Source organism: Amycolatopsis sp. H20-H5 (assembly GCF_035828755.1).
In the GTDB taxonomy this organism is placed as follows: Bacteria; Actinomycetota; Actinomycetes; order Mycobacteriales; family Pseudonocardiaceae; genus Amycolatopsis.
The window spans coordinates 136,064-153,071 of sequence record NZ_JAYMZS010000012.1; the positions used below are offsets into that span (position 1 = coordinate 136,064).

Below are 17,008 nucleotides of genomic sequence, written 5' to 3' on the forward strand. Positions count from 1 at the left end.
CCGGGCTTGGTGAGCATCATGCTGAGCGGTGCCAGCTTGACCGGCGCCGTATTGCTGCTCCCGTCGTGGTTCCAGTTGCGGCTCGGTATGGGACCGGCTTTGACCGGCTTGTTCCTGATGTCGCTCGGGCTGGGCACCGCCATGACGGTCGTCTTCGCTGGCCGACCGACGCCTACAGCGGCGGTCGGGTCAATTCGCCGGCGCGCTCATCGTGCTGGCGAGCGCGGCCCGTGGCCTTGGCTGGGACCCGACACGTCGATGGTCGTGGTCCAAGTGCTGCTGTTCGTGCGCGGGGCCGGATTGGGTATGTCGATGATGCCAGCGATGCCAGCGATGCCAGCGATGTCAGCCGCTTACGCCGCGGCGAGAGCCGAAGACCTCGGCGATGCAACGGCGCTGGCCAACATCTTCATGAGAGTCGGCGGTGCCTTGGGCGGTGCGCTGTGTGTGGTCGCACTTTCCCGAGGGCTCGCCGACGGCGCGAACGACGGCTTCGGAGGAGCGTTCACGGTCCTTACCGTCGTCGGCGTCCTCGCTGCCGTCTCGGCGGCGTGGCTTCGCCATGCAGAACTTCATCTTCGCGGGAAGACTCGCACTGATGTGTTGGAAGGAAAAAAATGAGTACCGAAAGCGCTGGTATCGCCGTCATTCTCGGAAGTGTTCGAAATGAACGGTTCGGTAAGCAGGTTACAACATGGGTGCACAAACAGCTTGCGGAGGCCGGCCACCAGGTCGACCTCATCGACTTGGCGGAGTTGACCTTCCCGAGCAACATGGATCCGCACCCCGATGTCGCTTCGTTCACCGAGCGAATCGATCGGGTTGACGCCGTCTTGGTTGTCACGCCTGAATACAATCACAGCGTTCCTGGCCCACTGAAGGTCGCGATCGATGCTGTCCGGAACGAGTGGCAGGCCAAGCCGATCGGGTTCGTGTCCTACGGCGGGATGTCAGGCGGGTTACGCGCGGTCGAAGCGTTGCGGTTGATCTTCGCCGAGCTTCACGCTGTGACAGTCCGTGACACGGTCAGCCTGCACAACCCATGGGGGCCGGCGGCTGACCCCACCGTCAGCTATCCCGGCCAGGCGGAAAGCGAGGCGCTGCGGACGATGATGCAGCAGTTGCTGTGGTGGGCGAACGCCCTGCGAGCAGCCAAGCTCAAGGAACCCTACCCGACGTGAACGAGCGTGTCCGGCGATAGCGGCACAAGACGAGGAAAAGGTGAGCGAAGGCGATGCGCTCCATAGGTTTATCGCGGAATTCCTTCAGTGATTCTTCGGGTGTTCACCTCTGCTGGTGAGCCCATACGCTGGCATCCGTGACAGTCGTGCATTCTCCTCTCCAATACAATGGATCAAATGTCTTCGTCGACCTCAGGGCGACGTTGGGCATACCGTTATTGCTCAAGTGTGAGGGATTCAACTTCGCTCGTTCGATAAAGCTGAAGGCTGCCACTGCCATGGTCGACGACGCCGAGGCCAGTGGCATGCTTCGCGAAAATGCCACCCTCGTCGAGTCGTCTTCGGGGAACCTCGGTGTCGCTTTGAGCATGATCGCCGCTAACCGCGGCTACCGCTTCATCTGCGTCACCGATATCCGCTGCACACGGTCCAGCATCCGCATGATGGAGGCTTTGGGAGCGGAAGTCCGCGTGATCTCCGAACCGGCGGTCGACGGCGGCCTGCTGGGCGCGCGGATCGCTCACGTTCGCGAACTCTGCTCGGCGGGGCCGCACGTGGTGTGGCTCAACCAGTATGCCAACCCGAACAACTGGCGCGCGCACTATCGCACGACGGGCCCGGAAATCCTCGCGGCGGTGCCGGAGGTCGAGGTGGTGTTCGTCGGCGCGGGTACCACGGGAACCCTCATGGGATGCGCTCGCTATCTACGCGACGCAGGAGGTGGTGCGAAGATCGTGGCGGTCGACGCCGAGGGGTCGGTGACCTTCGGCTTCCCGTCGCGCAGCCGGATGATCCCTGGGTTGGGTACCGGTGTACGCCCCGCTCAGCTTGACGAATCATTCGTGGACGACGTGGTGATCGTCGACGAACGAGAAACGGTGACAGCCTGCCGCGATCTCGCGGCGCGCGGGTTCCTCTTCGGCGGCTCGACCGGGACCGTGGTCAGCGGCGCGCGCCGGTGGCTGGCGGAGAACCGGCCGGGGGCCGATGTCGAAGCGGTAGCGATCGCACCGGATCTCGGCGAGAGCTACTTGGACTCGGTGTACGACGACGATTGGGTCGGCGACCTGCTTGCGTCGCAAGCGAAACCGGCCGGGGTCCAGTACTGAAGTCGCCGCTTGGCCGGTCAGGAACACGGCGGGAACGTCCCGGCCGCGTCGCAGAGCCAGACGCTCAGTGCCTTGTCCGGCCTGAGGTAGCGATCTGCCGCCGTCGCCACTTGTTCCGGGTCGAGCGCCGACAGCCGTGAATCGTAGTCGCGCAGCCAGTCGGTCGTGAGCTGGTGCAGATCGAGCTCGCACAAGGCGGATACCAGTCCTGACGACGTCGAGAGACGACGGCGAAGCGAACCAGCGGCGTACCGACGCGTCCGATCAAGTTCGTCTCCCGTGACACGGTTCTCCACCAAGCCTCGGAGTTCGGCCGTGATCTCTCGATCGGCAACGCGCGTGTTGGGCGTGGTCACGTCCACGGACACCACCACCAGGTCGGTCTCGCGAGTGTGAAGAAGCAGGCACCGCGGGGAGTAGGAAATTCCCCTGTACTCGCGCAGGTTCTGTACCAGCCTTGACGAAAAATATCCGCCGAAGACGAGCGTTGCGACGGCGAGTGCTGTGTAGTCCGGAGCGTGCGGCGCGGGCGCGGTCATCGTCGCACGCAGTAGTGACTGGCCGGAACCGGGCTCGTCCACTATCATCGAGCCGGGTTCCCATGCTGGCACCGGCTTCATCCTGCGGGCACCAGGACCTGGCGGCCAGGCTCCCCAGAGAACCTCCACCTGGGACAAGACCGATTCGAGGTCGAATCCACCCGCCACCACCAAGCTGGTTCCGGTCGCGAAAATCCGCTCACGGTGCAAAGAGGCCACTGCTGACCTGGAGACCGAGCGGAGCGCGGCGGGACGCGGCATGGGGAGACCATAAGGGTGCTCGCCGAACATGCGGTGGTTGATCGCTTCGAGCGCGCGGTTCGCCGGACTGGCGAGCATTGCGGCCGTCGCCTGGGTCATACTCTCGACGACGCTGTCGAACTCGGCGGCTCGATATCTTGGTGCGAGCAGTACTTCCGCGGCCAGGCCGAGCAGCCGATCCAGAGACTCGACCGGCACGCTACCGGAAATCCGCAGGAAGTCGGCGTCTACGGATGCCGTAAGCGTTCCCCCGATCATTCGAGTACGGTCGAGCACCTGCTGGTCCGCCGCGATCGCACCGGAAAGCAAAACCGCCGTGGCCGGGTCAGCGTGCGCGAAGGGGATGTTGATTCTCAGCTCGGCCAGTGCGGTTCCACCCCGGCGTGCGGCGACAACCTTGAGGCCGTTCGGCAGCACGCGTTCCACGATGACTGGCAGCCGCAGGGGGACGGGAGCCGGGACTGCCGAGAGGTCGAAGCTCGTCATTTCGTCGCTCCCGCAAGCAGTTCTACAGTGGCCCGCCGTTGTGCGCGGAGTTCAGTGGCGGCGCGGCGGATCTCACTGGCCGTGATTTCCGCGACGATGGCGGGTAGCCGGTCGGCCAGTGCGGCGTCGCGATGTTGCAAGCCGAAGATCGCCAGTCTCCGGGCACGTTCGATCAGCGCGTCGTCAGACCGGATCAGCTGTGCCCTGGTCGTCGCCAACGCCGTTGTGAGTTCGGCATCGTCAGGGCCGCGATCGGCCAAGCGCGCGATTTCCTCGTCGACGGCGGCCAAGACGGAGTCCAGGCGGTCTGTCGCATGAGCTGCCGTCAGTACCAGGCAAGTGGGATCTCGGACGCCGAACGTTTCGCCAGTCAAGCCGAGCCGGCAAGTCACGCCGGTCGCGAGCCGATCATTAAAGACGAGCCGCTCCGAGAGCCTGCCCCGGGTGCCGTCCGCGAGGGTCGGGCACAGCACCAGGAACGCGAGAAAACCACGCAGGTCGAGCACCGGGTCCGGCACTCGCCATCCCGAGGCGAACAAGGAGACCGGCGCCAAAGGGTCCGTGCAAACCGCTCTTCGTTCGGCGAGTACGGGCGGCTCCGGTAGCGCCTGCCAGGGTGTCCCTGACCGAGCCGGAATGTCGCCGAAGTGCCGTTCCGTCAGTTCGGCGACGGTCTTCGCCGAGGCGGCACCTGCGACAACCAGCAACGCGTTACCTGGACCGTAGTGTTCGTGAAAGAAATGCTTTGCCTGCCGTACGGTCGTGTTTCGGAGTTCCTCGATGGATCCGTACCCGTTGTGCGCGTTCTCGAAACGCTTGAAGAGGACCGGGGCCAACTGCAACCACGGGAAACCACCATACGGTCTGGAGAGGAGTGCGCCAGTGATCTCCTCGGCGACCACGGCGATCTGGTTCCGCAAGCTCGAATCGCTGAACGCAGGAGAGCGCATCCGGTCCGCTTCCAGGTACAGCGCGTGCTCCAGTCCGGTGCTTGGGAGCAACTGGTAGTATTCGGTGTAGTCCAGGTGCGTGGTGGCATTGAAAACACCACCACAGCTTTGAATCTGACGAGCGTGAGTCCCACGTGGCGCATTGTCGGAGCCTTGGAACATCAAGTGCTCGAACAGATGCGCAAAACCGCTGAATCCCGGCGTTTCGGTCCTGCTGCCGACATCGTAGACGACTGTCACCGCGACGATGTCGCTCCCGTCGTCTGGCGCGGCCACGACACGCAGACCGTTGGGAAGGACCCAAGATTCCACTGGACCGCGGGGCGAGGCGGCGAGTGCGTTCGGCTTCATAAGAAGGAGCACGATACTGGATCGTCCCGCCCTGGCAAGGAAGTCAGCTCAGGTGGCACGAACGGCGGATGAGGGTTCCTCGTTTCACGGAACAGCCGACCGCGACCTTGACCGTAATTCTGTTGTCGTGCCTAATTATTTCGGGTCGACCTGTCTTCACTTCGACCTGCGGGTGTGGATACCAAAGAGATGTTCGACGGCTCGTCGGGTATACCGAAGTCGCCGTCTACTGTGGATGGTTTGCCGATCGAACCGTCAGGGACGGCGGTACCGAACGTCTCGGATGTCCGGCCTCCGGCGCGGCACGCCACCGCTCAGGATCGCCACGAACCAGGAGGTCAGCTTGTCCGGAACGAACAAGTCCGCCGTCCGTACCGTCGGCAAGCTGCTGCGGCCTCATCGGACCCAGATCGCGATGGTGGGCGTGGTCGGACTCATCTCGGCGGTTTTGTCACTGGCCCAGCCGCTGCTTGTCGGCAACGTTGTTCGGGGTATGACAGGTTCAGGCGTGGTGATCGGCTCCCTGGTCACGCTGGGCGGTGTTTTCGCGGCGGACATCGTTCTGCAGGTCGCGGAGATGTACTTGCTGGGCAGGATCGGCGCGACGCTCGTTCTCGAGACGAGACGTACCGTGGTCGACAGGCTGTTGCGCGCTCCGTTGTCCACGCACCTCGTCCGCCGCCGGGGGGACTTGTTCGCCGGCGCGGTCGCCGACACGGATCTGCTGCGCAGTTCGCTCGCGACCGGACTCCTCAACATCGCGGCAGGGGTGCTGCTCGTGGCCGGTGGCATCATCCTGATGACCATCCTGGACCCCCTCTTGACCGGGGTGACGATGACTTGTTTGGCCGCGGCGGCGGTCGCGAACATCTGGGTCGCGCGTTTCGTGCGCCGCGCCATGGTCGAGAACCGGGCCGCGGTCGGAAAATACGGGGCTGCTCTGCAGCAGGCGCTCAACGTGATCGGCACGATCAAGGTCAGCCGGGCGGAGTCGCGCGAGCGGACCAGGGTGATGGCACACGCGGAGGACGCCAACCGTGCCGACATGCGTGGCGTCCGGTTGCAGGCCGCGATGTCACCACTGATCAACTTGGGGATTCACGGCTCGTTCGCCGTGGTGTTCGTCGTGGGTGGGGCGCGTATCGCCAGTGGTGCCCTCGACACCGGAACGTTCGCGTCGTACTTGCTCTACCTCTTTTACATGCTGGCGCCACTCATCACGATCTTCACCAGTATCGCTCAGATCCAGCTCGGTGTGGCCGCGGCGCAGCGGGTGACGGACCTCGCCGAACTGCCCGACGAGGAGCAGTCTCGCAACGCATCGGCAGAACCGCAGCGGAGCACCTCGTCAGTGCTGGAGTTCGACTCGGTATCCTTCTCCTATCCAGGTAGCAGCCCGGTTCTCGAGCGTGTCTCCTTCAAAACCATGGAACAAGGTCTGACGGCGATCGTGGGGCCTTCGGGTACCGGCAAGACAACGCTGTTCAGTTTGGCAGCCGGACTCTGGCCGTCGGTTGAAGGGCGGATCACGCTGGGCGGCGTCGACATCGGCACGCTTCCGCTCGAGAGCCTCCGTGGCCGGATCGGTCTCGTGGAGCAGGACGCGCCCGTGCTCGATGGCACCATTGAGGAAAACTTGAGGTATGCGAATCCGGATGCGTCCGACGCGCAGGTGGAACGTGCGGTCCGGCTTGCCTGCCTGAAGGAGTGGGTGGACGCGCTGCCCAACGGCCTCCGTACCCCGGTGGGTGAGTCCGGCGCGGCCATTTCGGGAGGGCAGCGCCAGCGCATCGCCATCGCGCGGATGCTCTTGCTCGAGCCGGACGTTCTGCTGCTCGACGAAGTGACGTCCCAGCTGGACGCCGAGGCCGAACTCGCGCTGCGGCGATCCGTGGCGGAGATCGCGGGCTCCCGTCCGGTGATCGTGGTCGCGCACCGGCTTTCCACGGTGGTCAACGCCGATCGGATCATCGTTCTCGAGCACGGACGAGTGCGAGCTGTCGGCGATCACCAGTCTCTGTTGGACGGTGACGAGCTGTATCGCAGATTGGTCACGACGCAGCTCATCCCCGAATCGCACCTCCAGCCGGCGCGGCGGGATTCGTGATCGAAGTCCTTCGCGCCACCGGCCGGTCCAGGAGAATCTCTTTGCTGCTGGCAGACGAATTCAGCGTGCCCGAAGACCGTGTTCGCCGGCTTCTCTCACTCTGGTCCGAAATCAGCGTGATCGAGCGTGTGGGTTCGCTTGGCGAGATTCTCTTGCGTGCACGCCAGGCGGATTCAGCGGTATTGGTCGTGAACTCCCAGGCGCCCGTGATCACCGAATTTGTTCTCTCGCTCGCGGACGTTGCCGTCGGCGGCGTGCTCGCGGTCGCACTGACCGAGCTGGTGGACGAGCAGATTACCGCGCTGCTGACCCAAGGAGTTCTCGGGATAGTCTCGGCAACGGCGCCGACGGAAGAGCTGATCACGGCGGTTCGTGCGGTCTCCTGCGGATCCCTTTACCTGTCCGTGCCGTACCAGCGGTCGCTCGCGCGGGCCGCCGGTGCTCCGGAACCCGAGGCCGCGCAGCGGGTTCGGCGTCTGCTGACAGAGCGGGAAATCGAGGTGCTGGCCAGGATGGCCAACGGGCTGGCGAACCGGGATATCGCCCAGCAACTCGGGATTTCGGCCAGCACGACGCGTAACCATATTTCGAACGTACTCAAGAAACTCAATCTGCCCAATCGCACCACGGCCGCGATCTTCGCGTATCGGTCCGGGTTGGCCATCGGATGAAGGTGATGATTGCCATGCGCGATCTTGTTGCCGGAGTTGACGGACAAGTCAAACTCCAGCGCCCATCGCCAACTGGGACCACGACGGCTGCCCGGTAGTAGTTGCTCGTGCGCGTGCCCGTAGGCCCACCGTGTGGAGTAGTGCACTTTGGCCGGGCACCGGATCTGCCGTTTCCACTCTTGCTGTTCCGCGGAGACTCAGGGCAGGCGGTCGGCTCGGTGTCGTATGAACCTGGCGAAGTGCGGGTGGTCTATCCCCGCTCGGCTGCGTGTCGGCCGGCCGAGTGCGTCCTGTACTCCGTCGTCGGCGAGGTGGTCATTCCGCATATCGATCATCAGCAGCACGGTGTCGCTCATCCCTGGCCTCCTTCCCGGTTGATTGCCAGGGTGCAGTGTGACCTCGGAGGGCGGCATTCGGTTCTCGCGGTTCTTGACGGCCACGACGACCCCGCCGGGTCAGGCCGGCGTCATTTTGTCAGTTATGTGGCAGATGAGCCGCGAGATCGGGACGGCCACTAAGACGCTGGTCTGTGATCGTGAGTCCGCGATTGGCGGAACCGGGCGGGTCAGTGCGCTGGTGGCGGCGTTTGCCGGGACTCTGGCGGCGACGATCCTTATGGCGCTGACGCCGAATATTTGGCGGCAATTCCCAGCAAGGGCGCCTTCGACTATCCGCACACTATGAAAGTACGTTTATCGATATGCGGATGCTTGACGAGGTTGGCGTTTATGTGCAAGATGAGTTCAGGTCCGAAAATTACTGCCACGAAATCGGGCCAGGTCTAACCACTGGAAAGGAGCACACATGGAAAACTCCGAAAATGTCGAGCTCAATGACGTTTCGGCACCCTACGAGCAGCCGATGATCGCCAGGGTCGGTGGCTTCGCTGAGCTGACGCGGGGCTTTGGCGGTCTCGCTCACGAGGTCTACGGTCTGTTCGGGCCGAACCCGTGATGAGGCACTAGCATGACGCACCGCGGTCGCGGCTGGTTCGTGGCCTTGCCCGACCACGACGATGCCGCGGCCGCGGTCGCACTCGTGCGCCGGCACGGTCGGAAGATTGTTTCACACTTGTCAGGTCGGCCGTGGCTGATCGGAGAGTGGTCGCCTCAGGAGTTTCACGTAGTGCGCTCACGCAGACGGAAACTCGCCATAATGGGCCGATTCACCGTCACCGAACATGTGCTTGCCAAGCGACTTTGCCGCGAGGACATCGTTCCCAATCTTAGCGAAGCTTTTGGTGATCTTGCCGGAAGTCATCACCTGCTGCTGTCTGACTGTGGACGAACCCGCGTTCAAGGTACTGTGTCCGGGCTGCGTCTTGTGTTTCACGCTCGACTCGCCGATGTGCCTGTGGTGTCGGACCGTTCTGACGTGCTGGCCGCGCTGACCGGCGCGGACGTCGATAGTTCCGTGCTCGCCCTTGCCTTGCTCGGACAGACGTGTCCGCACCCGCTCGTGGACCGGAGCGTGTGGCAAGGTGTCACGGCCGTGCCACCGGGATACCACGTGACCATCGACAACACGGCGGCGCGAACAGAACGGTGGTGGAACCCGCCAGATGCCGATCTCTCGGTGCGGGAGGGCGCCCAGTTGATGCTTCAGGCACTCGTCACAGGTGTCGACGCCCGGACAACGGCCGGCGGGACCATGAGCGCCGACTTGTCCGGAGGGCTCGATTCGACTCCGTTGTCGTTTCTCGCGGCGCGTAATTCGTCGGCGCTGATAGCTGTCACTCAAAGCGGAGATCACGCCCGCAACGACGACGAGTACTGGGCCACGCGGGCAGCTAGCTATCTTCCCAACTGCCAGCACCTGATCTACCCGTTCGCCAAGCTGCCCCTTCCGTACGCCGACTTCGACGTTGCCATGAACGGACCGGATGAACCGGGCTCTCTGGGTCGCATGTGGGGACGCCAAGTCGTGCTGGCGAGCCGGGTCGCGGACGCCGGATCTCGAGTACACCTCAACGGCCAAGGTGGCGACGAGGTGTTGCGCGCTCCCATGTCCTATGTACATGACTTGATCACACACCGCCCTCGCGAAGCGTGGCGGCACATTCAACCGCGACGTGCACGGGGGCGCTGGACGCTCGGTGCGACAATGGCAGCCCTGGCCGATCGGCGAACTTACCGCCGGTGGCTCGAATCGGTCGTGGCCGATCTGACTCCCCGACTCGACGGGGACCGCAGGACACCACCGTTCGGCTGGAGTTCCAGACCGCAACTGCCTCCGTGGGCGTCGGCTCACGCGAGCGAGACGGCCAGAGATTTGATCATCCGTGCCTCCGGGGAGGCCGAGCCGTTGGGACGCAAGCACTCGGTTCACTCCGCCCTCGTCTCTGTTCAGGGCGGTGCGCGGGCGATGCGGCACCTGGGGCGGCTCACCGCTGCGTTCGGTGTCTCGCTCGAGCTTCCGTTTTACGATAAAGCCGTGATCGAAGCCGGTCTCGCGGTACGCCCCGAAGAGAGCGCGGCCCCTTGGGACTTCAAGCCCGTCATGGTCGAAGCCATGTGCGGTATCGTGCCGGACGAACTTCTCGCGCGCCGGACCAAGGGCGCCATCGGAGCCGATATCTGGGCTGGGCTCGACGCGCTGCGCCCGATGATCGCTGACTGGATCGACAACTTGCGTCTGGCCGAGCACGGCCTGGTCGATCGTGACGCGCTTCGTCGGGCGTGTTTAGACCTCTACCCTCCCCGGTTGCCAACCACGTTCCTGGAGACCACTCTCGGGCTCGAGGCTTGGTTGAGGGCCCAAGAAAACCGTGACCCATTCCGGGGCGACGACGCCTCGGCAGCGCTAGCCCACTCGAAGGAGATCGCACCTGATGCGGCTTCGTGAAGACGTAAGCGCAGTCGAGACAGACGGCGGCGGAGTGGTGCTCGACGGGCGTGCCGGCACCTATTGGCAACTGAACAACAGTGGTTGGTTGGCCTTGAATGCCGTACTGCAGTCCGGCCAGGACGTCGCGGCGGCGACACTAGTAGCACGTTATTCGGTAGCATATGACAAAGCGATCGCTGATGTCCGGTCGTTGATTGACCGGCTTTTTGAGGCCGAGTTGGTGCTGCGATGACTGTCCCGATGTTCGTTCCGGCGCGAGACCACTTGCCGATTCGGCAGAGATTCGCACCTGTGGTCGCGGTCGGCGTGGCCAGGCTACTGGCGCGTCAGCGGCCCGCGCGGCTACACCGCAGTCTTACTTGGCTTAGCAAGGGTGCAGTCCAGGCGAGTCACTCCAGCGCGCTGACTGCGCGGAGGGCGGTCACTTCGGTGAGTACGTTGTGTGCCGGGGAGGGATGCCTGCCGCGGTCGATAGCGACGGCGCTGCTTTGTCGGCTCCACGGAGGCTGGCCGACTTGGCACGCTGGTGTTATCCCAAGACCCTTCCTTGCGCACGCGTGGGTCGAAGCCGAGGGAAAACTGGTCGGCGAACCGTACCAGCCGGGAGAACTGAAGCCAGTGATGACGGTCGCACCTCGGGGCGTCACACGTCCTGGTCGACTGTCACCAAGGCGGGGGTAGGTGCGCCGGTCTACCTCGCAACCGGACGGATGACTGTGCCCCGTCACCCGTCATGGTGGAACGCGACGTGCAACGCGGCTGACTCCGCGAGCGTCACGAAGGCGGCTCCTGCTCGATAAGGTGTCCGCGGGGGAGGGCGACCAAGTGCTACTGCGACACTAGGCCTCTTCGGCGACCAGTTCGTACCGTTCGTCGCCTCGGACCTCAGCGTCGGTGCTCACCCGAGTGGACAGGTTGACTTTCTCGTCGAGTGCGCAAAGCGGTCGACATCGCTCGTTCGAAAGAGCGAGCCTGGGTTGCAGGAGGGCTTGGCCCGGCCAAGCGTGGCAGACCCGGCTGCGGAACGGGCCGGAATCCTTTTGCCTCGAACATAGTGCCCTGAGAGTCAGAAGAACTGAGACCGCTCGCAGGCCTACGGGCGATGTCAGGTTGAGCCACGATACGTTGCTGGCGGCGCAGAGCCAGTCGGCGATCATGACGCGGTCGTCGGTGAGCGGAACGCCCTTGGCGCGCAGGTGTCTTCAACGGCCCGGATCTCCGGCACCCATTTGCCGCCCACCGAAGCCAGGATCGTCATCGCCCGCCGGCGCCGCACCGTGCTGCTACTACTCCGACGCACAATCCGCTACAGCTTCTGCCCCTGCGTCCCGCCCGAACTACACTCGATGAACGGTCGCAGGGGCGCTGGGTGAGCTGGCGGCTCAGGATCCTGCTGGACCGCACCTTCAGGGTGTTGAAAACTCGTTCGGGTCGACCGCTGACCGGCAAGAGTCGAGGACCTTCGCGGTTTTCATGCCGGCGGAGGCTTTCTTGACCGTGTTCAGGCCGCCGACGGCTTGTCACTTGTCAGGGAGAGCCGCCACCAGTATCGATCGCTGGTAGGGGCCGGGTGCCGCGCAGACGATGGCTGTGTAGGGCGAGTTGCATGTCCAGGCGCTCTGAGGCGTCGTCGAGCCGGTCGCCGAACATGTCGACCAGCTGGTGGACGCGGTAGCGAACCGTCTGGGGGTGCACCCGCAGCGCTTCGGCGATCTCGACGGTATTGCCGCGACATTCGAGCCACGTCAGCAAGGTTTCTGTGAGCCTATCCTGTTGTTTAGTGCTGAGGCCGCTGAGGGGGCTCAGTACTTTCATGCTCAAATCATCGAGAAGTGAGTCGTCGTGCATTAGCCAAAGTGTGCTGAGGTGATCTTTCGCATGCGCGACAGATCCTTTGATGATCCCGTCCCGCATTAGTTGTAAAGTAGTGCGGGCCCAGAGTGCGGAGGTGGCTCCCTCGGTCAAGCGGACCTGTGGTCCTACCGCCGCAAGCCAGCCCTGTGACAGGCCTGCTAGATTTCTGAGGTCGCGGTCGGGATGTGCGGTTATGAGATACGGTTGTGCTCTCGAGAAGTCGGCCAGAATGTCGGTGTTACCGATAAAGAAGGAACGAGAAACCTGGGCAAATTGGGTCTCCGTGGAATGCAACGCGACGACATGTATAGAGCCCGGGATGGTCCAGTTGGCAGTACTCGCCGTAGATCTGATCACCTGCGGTGACGTAGGCGGGTCACTCAAGATGAGGTTCAGCAGGCGACTCCTCTGCTGCACAAGAGCTTCTGGTGCCGCGGATTTGGCCGCTGTGTATCCGGCTATCGAGTACGAGCAGATCTTCTCGATGAGGGCGAAAATTGACTCGGCGCTTGTGCAGAGAGTTTGCGCCGATAACCGGGAGTCCTGCCCCCACGTCCCGATGTAACGCCAGGCCTCTTGCCCGCCCACCCAGTAGGAGGTCTGGAGTGATTCGAGACTGCCCCCCGCTTTGTAGACGCCGCGCCCGACTTCTCTGAAGAATTCGGCCCACTTCTTGTCCTTTGCCGAGACTTCGTGGCCGCCGACGTTGTTGATGGAGCCGAGAATTGCTTCGTCTATGGCTTGGGTGATCGCCTTGCCAAAGGAACCCGTCAGTGGTTTCGCGTATTCCGGTACCCGAACCTGGATGGTCTCGAGGATCTTCCGGCCCAGATCTTCAACATGCGGGGCGAAACGCTGGGCGACCTCCTGGGGGAGTGGGATCCAGCTCGCCCGGCTATCGGCGGCGGTCGCTTGCTGTGGAACCGAGACGGGTGGCACCCCTGCGGGTGGGGCGAGGCTCAGCCGAATACTTGTCGATTCGCTCATGCTGCGGTCTCCAACGTGCTCAGGATTTCGCTTCGTCATCGAACGAGGTGGGCGGCGTGTGAAACTTGGTGCTCAGGACGTGTGAACAACCCGCTTGGCAGACAACGCCGGGGCCTGGGTCCACGGCTCCTCGGTGCGTGCCCGGCCTCAACAGCTCTATAGCTCGACAGCTACCGGCTCGGCAGTGGTGCGTGGCGCGGAGTACGGGCCGCCTGGTTGAACAGGTGGTAAACCGACGCTGTCGTGCTTGACCAAGTCATGACGATCCACCTCTTAAACTGAAAATAATTCGTGTCACGTGCTGACGAGAACATGACACCTATGTTCTCGTCAGTCAAGGCTTGTTGATGGCTGCGCACGCCTGAGAACGCCCCTCCGGTGCCCTCTGTCGTTGGCCGCAGGACGATGTCGCCGTGGTCCAGGTGGCCTACTTGCCCGCGGCAGGTGGCTCAGATCGTTGGTGAGCGACATCACATCGTCACAAATTCCTACCTGATCAGGTGAATTCGAGTGAGCATGGATCTGGTCGAAGACGTCCGATCGGCTCCCTCATGCACGCCTTCGGGCCTTTGCCGGAGCCGATCGCGGGTGCCGAACTGGGCAGCGCCGACGTTGGGTTACTCGCACCGCGAGCTGCCTTCGGTGCACATTTCAATCCGCAGGTTCCGCGAAGCTGTTCCGCAAACTTCGGAGTTGCAGCTCGTACGTCTCGTGGTTGGTGGCGAACGGCCGGTGGGTGTCGCGGGCGTGGTGGCGTAGTCCGGCGGCGATGTTGGTGGTGACCGACAGCCGGAGCGCGGTGATCACAAGGTTCCGCAGCGCGGCCATGACGTGTGCTCCGTGGCCGGTGCGGTCCTGGGAGCGGTCCTCATCAAGGGTCACCGTCGTCCACTTCCGGCTGCCCAACCGGCGGCGGCGCCGCACGAGCTTGATGGCCTGAGCGGCGTGCGGGAAGATCTCTCCGCCCAGGTCCGGGCACCGGGCAAAGCTCACGACCGAGATGGCGCGGGTCTCGACCTGCCATGACCGCGGGCCTGCTGCCTGTTCGCGACCGGGATTTGCGCCCAGGGCAGCGCCCGCATCCGGCGCAGCAGGATGGGCTGGTTCGTCTTGACCGTGAGCAAGTAGTGCCCGCCGCGCTCATGCGGGAGCGGGCATGAAAGCGCTGCGTGTGCGGAGCATTCGCGCTGATCAGCACGTCGTGCGGGTCCAGCTGATCGAGCAGGCAACACCGCCAACAGGCCGTGGCGCACCCGTCGTGGCTTCCGCGGATCCGGCACCGCGGACAGGGCCTCGACCAGGGATGACACCACCGTCGGCGCGACCGCAGGAGGACTCACCCGATCGGGTAAGACCTCCAGGTGATCCGGCGCAGCGACGATCGGCAAAGATGACACAGTGGGCTCAGGCTTACAGACATGGTCAAGTGACTTCGACTTCCTCATGATCACGTCGAGTCTGTGCTCGCACTCGTGCCTGCAACCGCCTGTCGTCGCAGGTCAGCACCCACTTATCGTGACCTTGCCGCGCCCTGCCGCCGCGGCCACCCTCGGCGTGGTGGTCCTCGTGTCCGGTGGCCCGATCGCGCCGTACCTGCGGTTGTTCCTCTTCGCCGGGCTCTTCGGGCTTTCGATGGACTACGAGGTCTCCTTCATCGCGAGGATCCAGGAGGAGTGATGACGCGGTGGTGACACCAGGACCGCGATCGTCGGCGGTCTCGCGGCGACCAGGCGGACCATGACGGCCGCCGCGCTGATCATGGTGTTCGCGTTCGTGGACAGCCGTGTCGTGCTTGAGGCCGGGGTGGGGCTCACGGTGGCCGTCCTGCTGGACGCGGCCTTGATCCGCTGCGTGCTGGTGCCGGCGGCGATGGTCCGGCTCGGTGTGGTCACTTGGTGTTTCCACGCCGATTGAGTTCACGTGAGCATCGTCCGGCGTCAATTCCTGCGCGTGATGACAACCGGGGGTCGCCGGTCGATCAAGATCGTTGATGGACGTCGAGACCTTTGTTAGCGTCCCCAACAGCCGGAAGAGGACCTCCTGGTGGAAAACGTAACAAAGAGAATGCCGAAGCGTTGACGAAATCCCGATAACGCCGGTGGCGTGTGGAGGTGCTTGGTCGTGATCAGTCGGAAACAGCGTTTCGCGGCGACTGGCGGCGTGGCCACCCCCACCCTCGTCATGGTCGCGCTGGGCGCCTTCGTCACCACGCTCGACAACAACATCCTCGCTGCCGGGGTCCCTTCGATCGCGCGTGAGCTCTCGATGGATCTCGTCGCCCTGCAGTGGGTCGGCATCGGTTACATGCTCCCGTTCGCGAGCCTGCTGCTGGTGGCGGGCACGTTGGTGGATCGCTGGGGGCAGCGTCGCACTTTGCTCGCCGGGCTGCTGGTGTTCGGGCTCGGTGCGGCGGCGGGAGGGCTGGCGGGCTCGGCGTGGATGCTCATCGCCGCCAGGGTGGCGCAGGGCGTGGCGGCCGCGTTCCTGGTGCCGGGTCTGCTGAGCATGCTGCGGACGAACCTCGACACCCGGCAGCGGGCGATCGGCGCCATGATCTGGACCGCGAGCCTCGCGATCGCGCTGGCCCTCGGGCCCACCCTCGGCGGCCTGCTGAGCGAGTACTTCGGGTGGGCTTGGATCTTCTTCGTCAACCTGCCGTTCGTCGCGGCCATGGTGGTGCTCCTGCCAGTGACCGCCGGTGGCGCGCGTCCGACGAGGGGAAACAGGCTGCCCGTGGCCGCGATGGCACTGGTGACCTCCGGTCTCGTGCTGGTCACCGTGGCGCTGGTCGAGCTCGGCGACAGCACCCGGGCCGACGAGCTCGTCCCGTCGGCGATGATGGTCGTCGGCGTTGTGCTACTCGGCTGGTTCGTGTCCCGGGAGCGGCGCGCCCGCGAGCCGCTGATGCCGCGGCCCCTGACCGGGCAGCGGATGTTCGTCGGAGCGCTCGCGGTCCAGCTGTTGTGGGGGCTGGGCGTTTCCGGTGTCTTCTTCTTCACTCCGCTGCTGCATCAGGAATCTCTGGGTCTGAGCCCGGTCCAGGCCGGACTTCCGCTGGTCCTGGTCGCGGTGGCGATCATGGCGGTGATGCCCGTGGTGCCGATGGCCGTCGCCAGGATCGGGCCGCACGGCACGGTCGCGGCCGGGCTCGCGGTCGTGGCGCTGGGCCTGCTCGCGGTCGCACTGGTCAACCACGTGCCGCTGGTACTGCCACGGGTGCCGGGCTTGCTGCTGATCGGTGCCGGTTCGGCGCTCACCACGCCGTTGACCTCGCACGCGCTGGAAATCGTGGACGAACGGCACGCGGGCGCCGCGTCGGGACTGCTCACTGCTTCCCGTGAGCTGTCGAGTGCGCTGGGGGTCGCCCTGATCGGCGTCGTGCTGACGGTCGTCCGTACCGACCGGCTCGTGTCGGGCACCGCGGCCGGCCCGGCACTGGCCGGCGGTTACACCGCCGGTCTGCTCGTCGCGGCGGCGCTGGAACTTGCCGGGGCCGTGCTCGCGCTGGTTGTTTTCCGCGCCCGGCCGGGTCCTAGCCCAATGCCACGTAGCCTAAGTTGATCAAGTTGTTGACCTGGCAGTTCTCGAGTGGTGCGGCGTGGTGTGATCGTTTCGGGTCGTGTGGCCGGCACGGTCGCCGATCATGGGCGAGGGTGTGATGGTGC

At 64.3% G+C, this 17,008-nt stretch carries 17 protein-coding genes and 1 pseudogene; 13 read left to right on the forward strand and 5 right to left on the reverse strand.

Going from position 1 to position 17,008, the window contains the following annotated elements:
* Positions 1 to 9: 9 nt before the first annotated feature.
* The 3 genes from QMK34_RS09745 to sbnA all read left to right on the forward strand — a co-directional run bounded on the left by QMK34_RS09745 (position 10) and on the right by sbnA (position 2,290).
* Positions 10 to 621: a hypothetical protein gene (locus QMK34_RS09745; protein WP_326413378.1), complete on the forward strand. Its 612-nt coding sequence runs from the start codon at positions 10 to 12 to the stop codon at positions 619 to 621.
* Positions 618 to 1,181, forward strand: a complete 564-nt coding sequence (locus QMK34_RS09750; protein ID WP_326413379.1) for an NADPH-dependent FMN reductase — start codon at positions 618 to 620, stop codon at positions 1,179 to 1,181. Before QMK34_RS09745 ends, QMK34_RS09750 begins: the two co-directional genes overlap by 4 nt.
* Before the next feature lie 137 nt (positions 1,182 to 1,318).
* Positions 1,319 to 2,290, forward strand: coding sequence for a 2,3-diaminopropionate biosynthesis protein SbnA (sbnA, locus tag QMK34_RS09755; protein ID WP_326413380.1), 972 nt, complete (start codon positions 1,319 to 1,321; stop codon positions 2,288 to 2,290).
* Between the two features lie 17 nt (positions 2,291 to 2,307).
* On the opposite strand, the gene QMK34_RS09760 is transcribed toward sbnA, so the two are convergent.
* Both QMK34_RS09760 and QMK34_RS09765 read right to left on the reverse strand, forming a co-directional pair.
* Positions 2,308 to 3,576 (reverse strand): M16 family metallopeptidase, encoded by a 1,269-nt coding sequence (locus tag QMK34_RS09760; RefSeq protein ID WP_326413381.1) that lies wholly within the window; start codon positions 3,574 to 3,576, stop codon positions 2,308 to 2,310.
* Complete coding sequence (locus QMK34_RS09765; RefSeq protein ID WP_326413382.1) at positions 3,573 to 4,802, reverse strand: M16 family metallopeptidase; 1,230 nt, start codon at positions 4,800 to 4,802, stop codon at positions 3,573 to 3,575. Before QMK34_RS09765 ends, QMK34_RS09760 begins: the two co-directional genes overlap by 4 nt.
* Positions 4,803 to 5,220: 418 nt before the next feature.
* Between QMK34_RS09765 and QMK34_RS09770 the strand changes: the two genes are divergently transcribed.
* Entirely contained in the window at positions 5,221 to 6,984 is a 1,764-nt protein-coding gene (locus QMK34_RS09770; protein ID WP_326413383.1) for an ABC transporter ATP-binding protein, read from the forward strand.
* Positions 6,985 to 7,025: 41 nt separating this feature from the next.
* Positions 7,026 to 7,655 carry a response regulator transcription factor gene (locus QMK34_RS09775; RefSeq protein WP_326413384.1) on the forward strand — a complete coding sequence of 210 codons (630 nt, stop codon included), beginning with the start codon at positions 7,026 to 7,028 and terminating at the stop codon, positions 7,653 to 7,655.
* 197 nt (positions 7,656 to 7,852) lie between these two features.
* Here QMK34_RS09775 and QMK34_RS09780 read toward each other — a convergent pair whose 3' ends face one another.
* On the reverse strand, positions 7,853 to 8,011 hold the full coding sequence (locus tag QMK34_RS09780) for a hypothetical protein (protein WP_326413385.1): 159 nt from the start codon (positions 8,009 to 8,011) through the stop codon (positions 7,853 to 7,855).
* Between the two features lie 55 nt (positions 8,012 to 8,066).
* Between QMK34_RS09780 and QMK34_RS09785 the strand changes: the two are divergent.
* From QMK34_RS09785 to QMK34_RS09805, 5 genes and pseudogenes are all read left to right on the forward strand, one after another.
* Positions 8,067 to 8,276: pseudogene (locus QMK34_RS09785) on the forward strand (IS21 family transposase); the annotation flags it as partial.
* 183 nt (positions 8,277 to 8,459) lie between these two features.
* Positions 8,460 to 8,609 (forward strand): lasso RiPP family leader peptide-containing protein, encoded by a 150-nt coding sequence (locus QMK34_RS09790; protein ID WP_326413386.1) that lies wholly within the window; start codon positions 8,460 to 8,462, stop codon positions 8,607 to 8,609.
* A gap of 201 nt (positions 8,610 to 8,810) precedes the next feature.
* On the forward strand, positions 8,811 to 10,499 hold the full coding sequence (locus QMK34_RS09795) for an asparagine synthase-related protein (protein WP_326413387.1): 1,689 nt from the start codon (positions 8,811 to 8,813) through the stop codon (positions 10,497 to 10,499).
* Positions 10,486 to 10,734, forward strand: a complete 249-nt coding sequence (locus QMK34_RS09800) for a lasso peptide biosynthesis PqqD family chaperone (RefSeq protein ID WP_326413388.1) — start codon at positions 10,486 to 10,488, stop codon at positions 10,732 to 10,734. The genes QMK34_RS09795 and QMK34_RS09800 overlap by 14 nt, the downstream gene beginning before the upstream one ends.
* A gap of 8 nt (positions 10,735 to 10,742) precedes the next feature.
* Positions 10,743 to 11,183 carry a lasso peptide biosynthesis B2 protein gene (locus QMK34_RS09805; RefSeq protein WP_326413397.1) on the forward strand — a complete coding sequence of 147 codons (441 nt, stop codon included), beginning with the start codon at positions 10,743 to 10,745 and terminating at the stop codon, positions 11,181 to 11,183.
* 846 nt (positions 11,184 to 12,029) lie between these two features.
* Here the strand turns inward: QMK34_RS09805 and QMK34_RS09810 are convergent.
* Both QMK34_RS09810 and QMK34_RS09815 read right to left on the reverse strand, forming a co-directional pair.
* Entirely contained in the window at positions 12,030 to 13,343 is a 1,314-nt protein-coding gene (locus QMK34_RS09810) for a helix-turn-helix domain-containing protein (protein WP_326413389.1), read from the reverse strand.
* A 651-nt stretch (positions 13,344 to 13,994) separates the two neighbouring features.
* Positions 13,995 to 14,336, reverse strand: a complete 342-nt coding sequence (locus QMK34_RS09815; RefSeq protein WP_326413390.1) for a hypothetical protein — start codon at positions 14,334 to 14,336, stop codon at positions 13,995 to 13,997.
* A gap of 522 nt (positions 14,337 to 14,858) precedes the next feature.
* Between QMK34_RS09815 and QMK34_RS09820 the strand changes: the two genes are divergently transcribed.
* From QMK34_RS09820 to QMK34_RS09830, 3 genes are all read left to right on the forward strand, one after another.
* Positions 14,859 to 15,020 carry a hypothetical protein gene (locus tag QMK34_RS09820; RefSeq protein ID WP_326413391.1) on the forward strand — a complete coding sequence of 54 codons (162 nt, stop codon included), beginning with the start codon at positions 14,859 to 14,861 and terminating at the stop codon, positions 15,018 to 15,020.
* Positions 15,021 to 15,080: 60 nt separating this feature from the next.
* Positions 15,081 to 15,257, forward strand: coding sequence for a hypothetical protein (locus QMK34_RS09825; protein ID WP_326413392.1), 177 nt, complete (start codon positions 15,081 to 15,083; stop codon positions 15,255 to 15,257).
* Positions 15,258 to 15,524: 267 nt separating this feature from the next.
* Positions 15,525 to 16,904 (forward strand): MFS transporter, encoded by a 1,380-nt coding sequence (locus QMK34_RS09830; protein ID WP_326413398.1) that lies wholly within the window; start codon positions 15,525 to 15,527, stop codon positions 16,902 to 16,904.
* The last annotated feature ends 104 nt before the right edge of the window (positions 16,905 to 17,008 follow it).

Coding starts and splice junctions, on each gene's coding strand:
- QMK34_RS09795 (WP_326413387.1), top strand. CDS start 8,811: ATGGGCCGATTCACCGTCACCGAACATGTGCTTGCCAAGCGACTTTGC.
- QMK34_RS09780 (WP_326413385.1), bottom strand. CDS start 8,011: ATGAGCGACACCGTGCTGCTGATGATCGATATGCGGAATGACCACCTC.
- QMK34_RS09830 (WP_326413398.1), top strand. CDS start 15,525: ATGGTCGCGCTGGGCGCCTTCGTCACCACGCTCGACAACAACATCCTC.
- QMK34_RS09825 (WP_326413392.1), top strand. CDS start 15,081: ATGACGGCCGCCGCGCTGATCATGGTGTTCGCGTTCGTGGACAGCCGT.
- QMK34_RS09805 (WP_326413397.1), top strand. CDS start 10,743: ATGTTCGTTCCGGCGCGAGACCACTTGCCGATTCGGCAGAGATTCGCA.
- QMK34_RS09810 (WP_326413389.1), bottom strand. CDS start 13,343: ATGAGCGAATCGACAAGTATTCGGCTGAGCCTCGCCCCACCCGCAGGG.
- QMK34_RS09760 (WP_326413381.1), bottom strand. CDS start 3,576: ATGACGAGCTTCGACCTCTCGGCAGTCCCGGCTCCCGTCCCCCTGCGG.
- QMK34_RS09790 (WP_326413386.1), top strand. CDS start 8,460: ATGGAAAACTCCGAAAATGTCGAGCTCAATGACGTTTCGGCACCCTAC.
- QMK34_RS09800 (WP_326413388.1), top strand. CDS start 10,486: ATGCGGCTTCGTGAAGACGTAAGCGCAGTCGAGACAGACGGCGGCGGA.
- QMK34_RS09750 (WP_326413379.1), top strand. CDS start 618: ATGAGTACCGAAAGCGCTGGTATCGCCGTCATTCTCGGAAGTGTTCGA.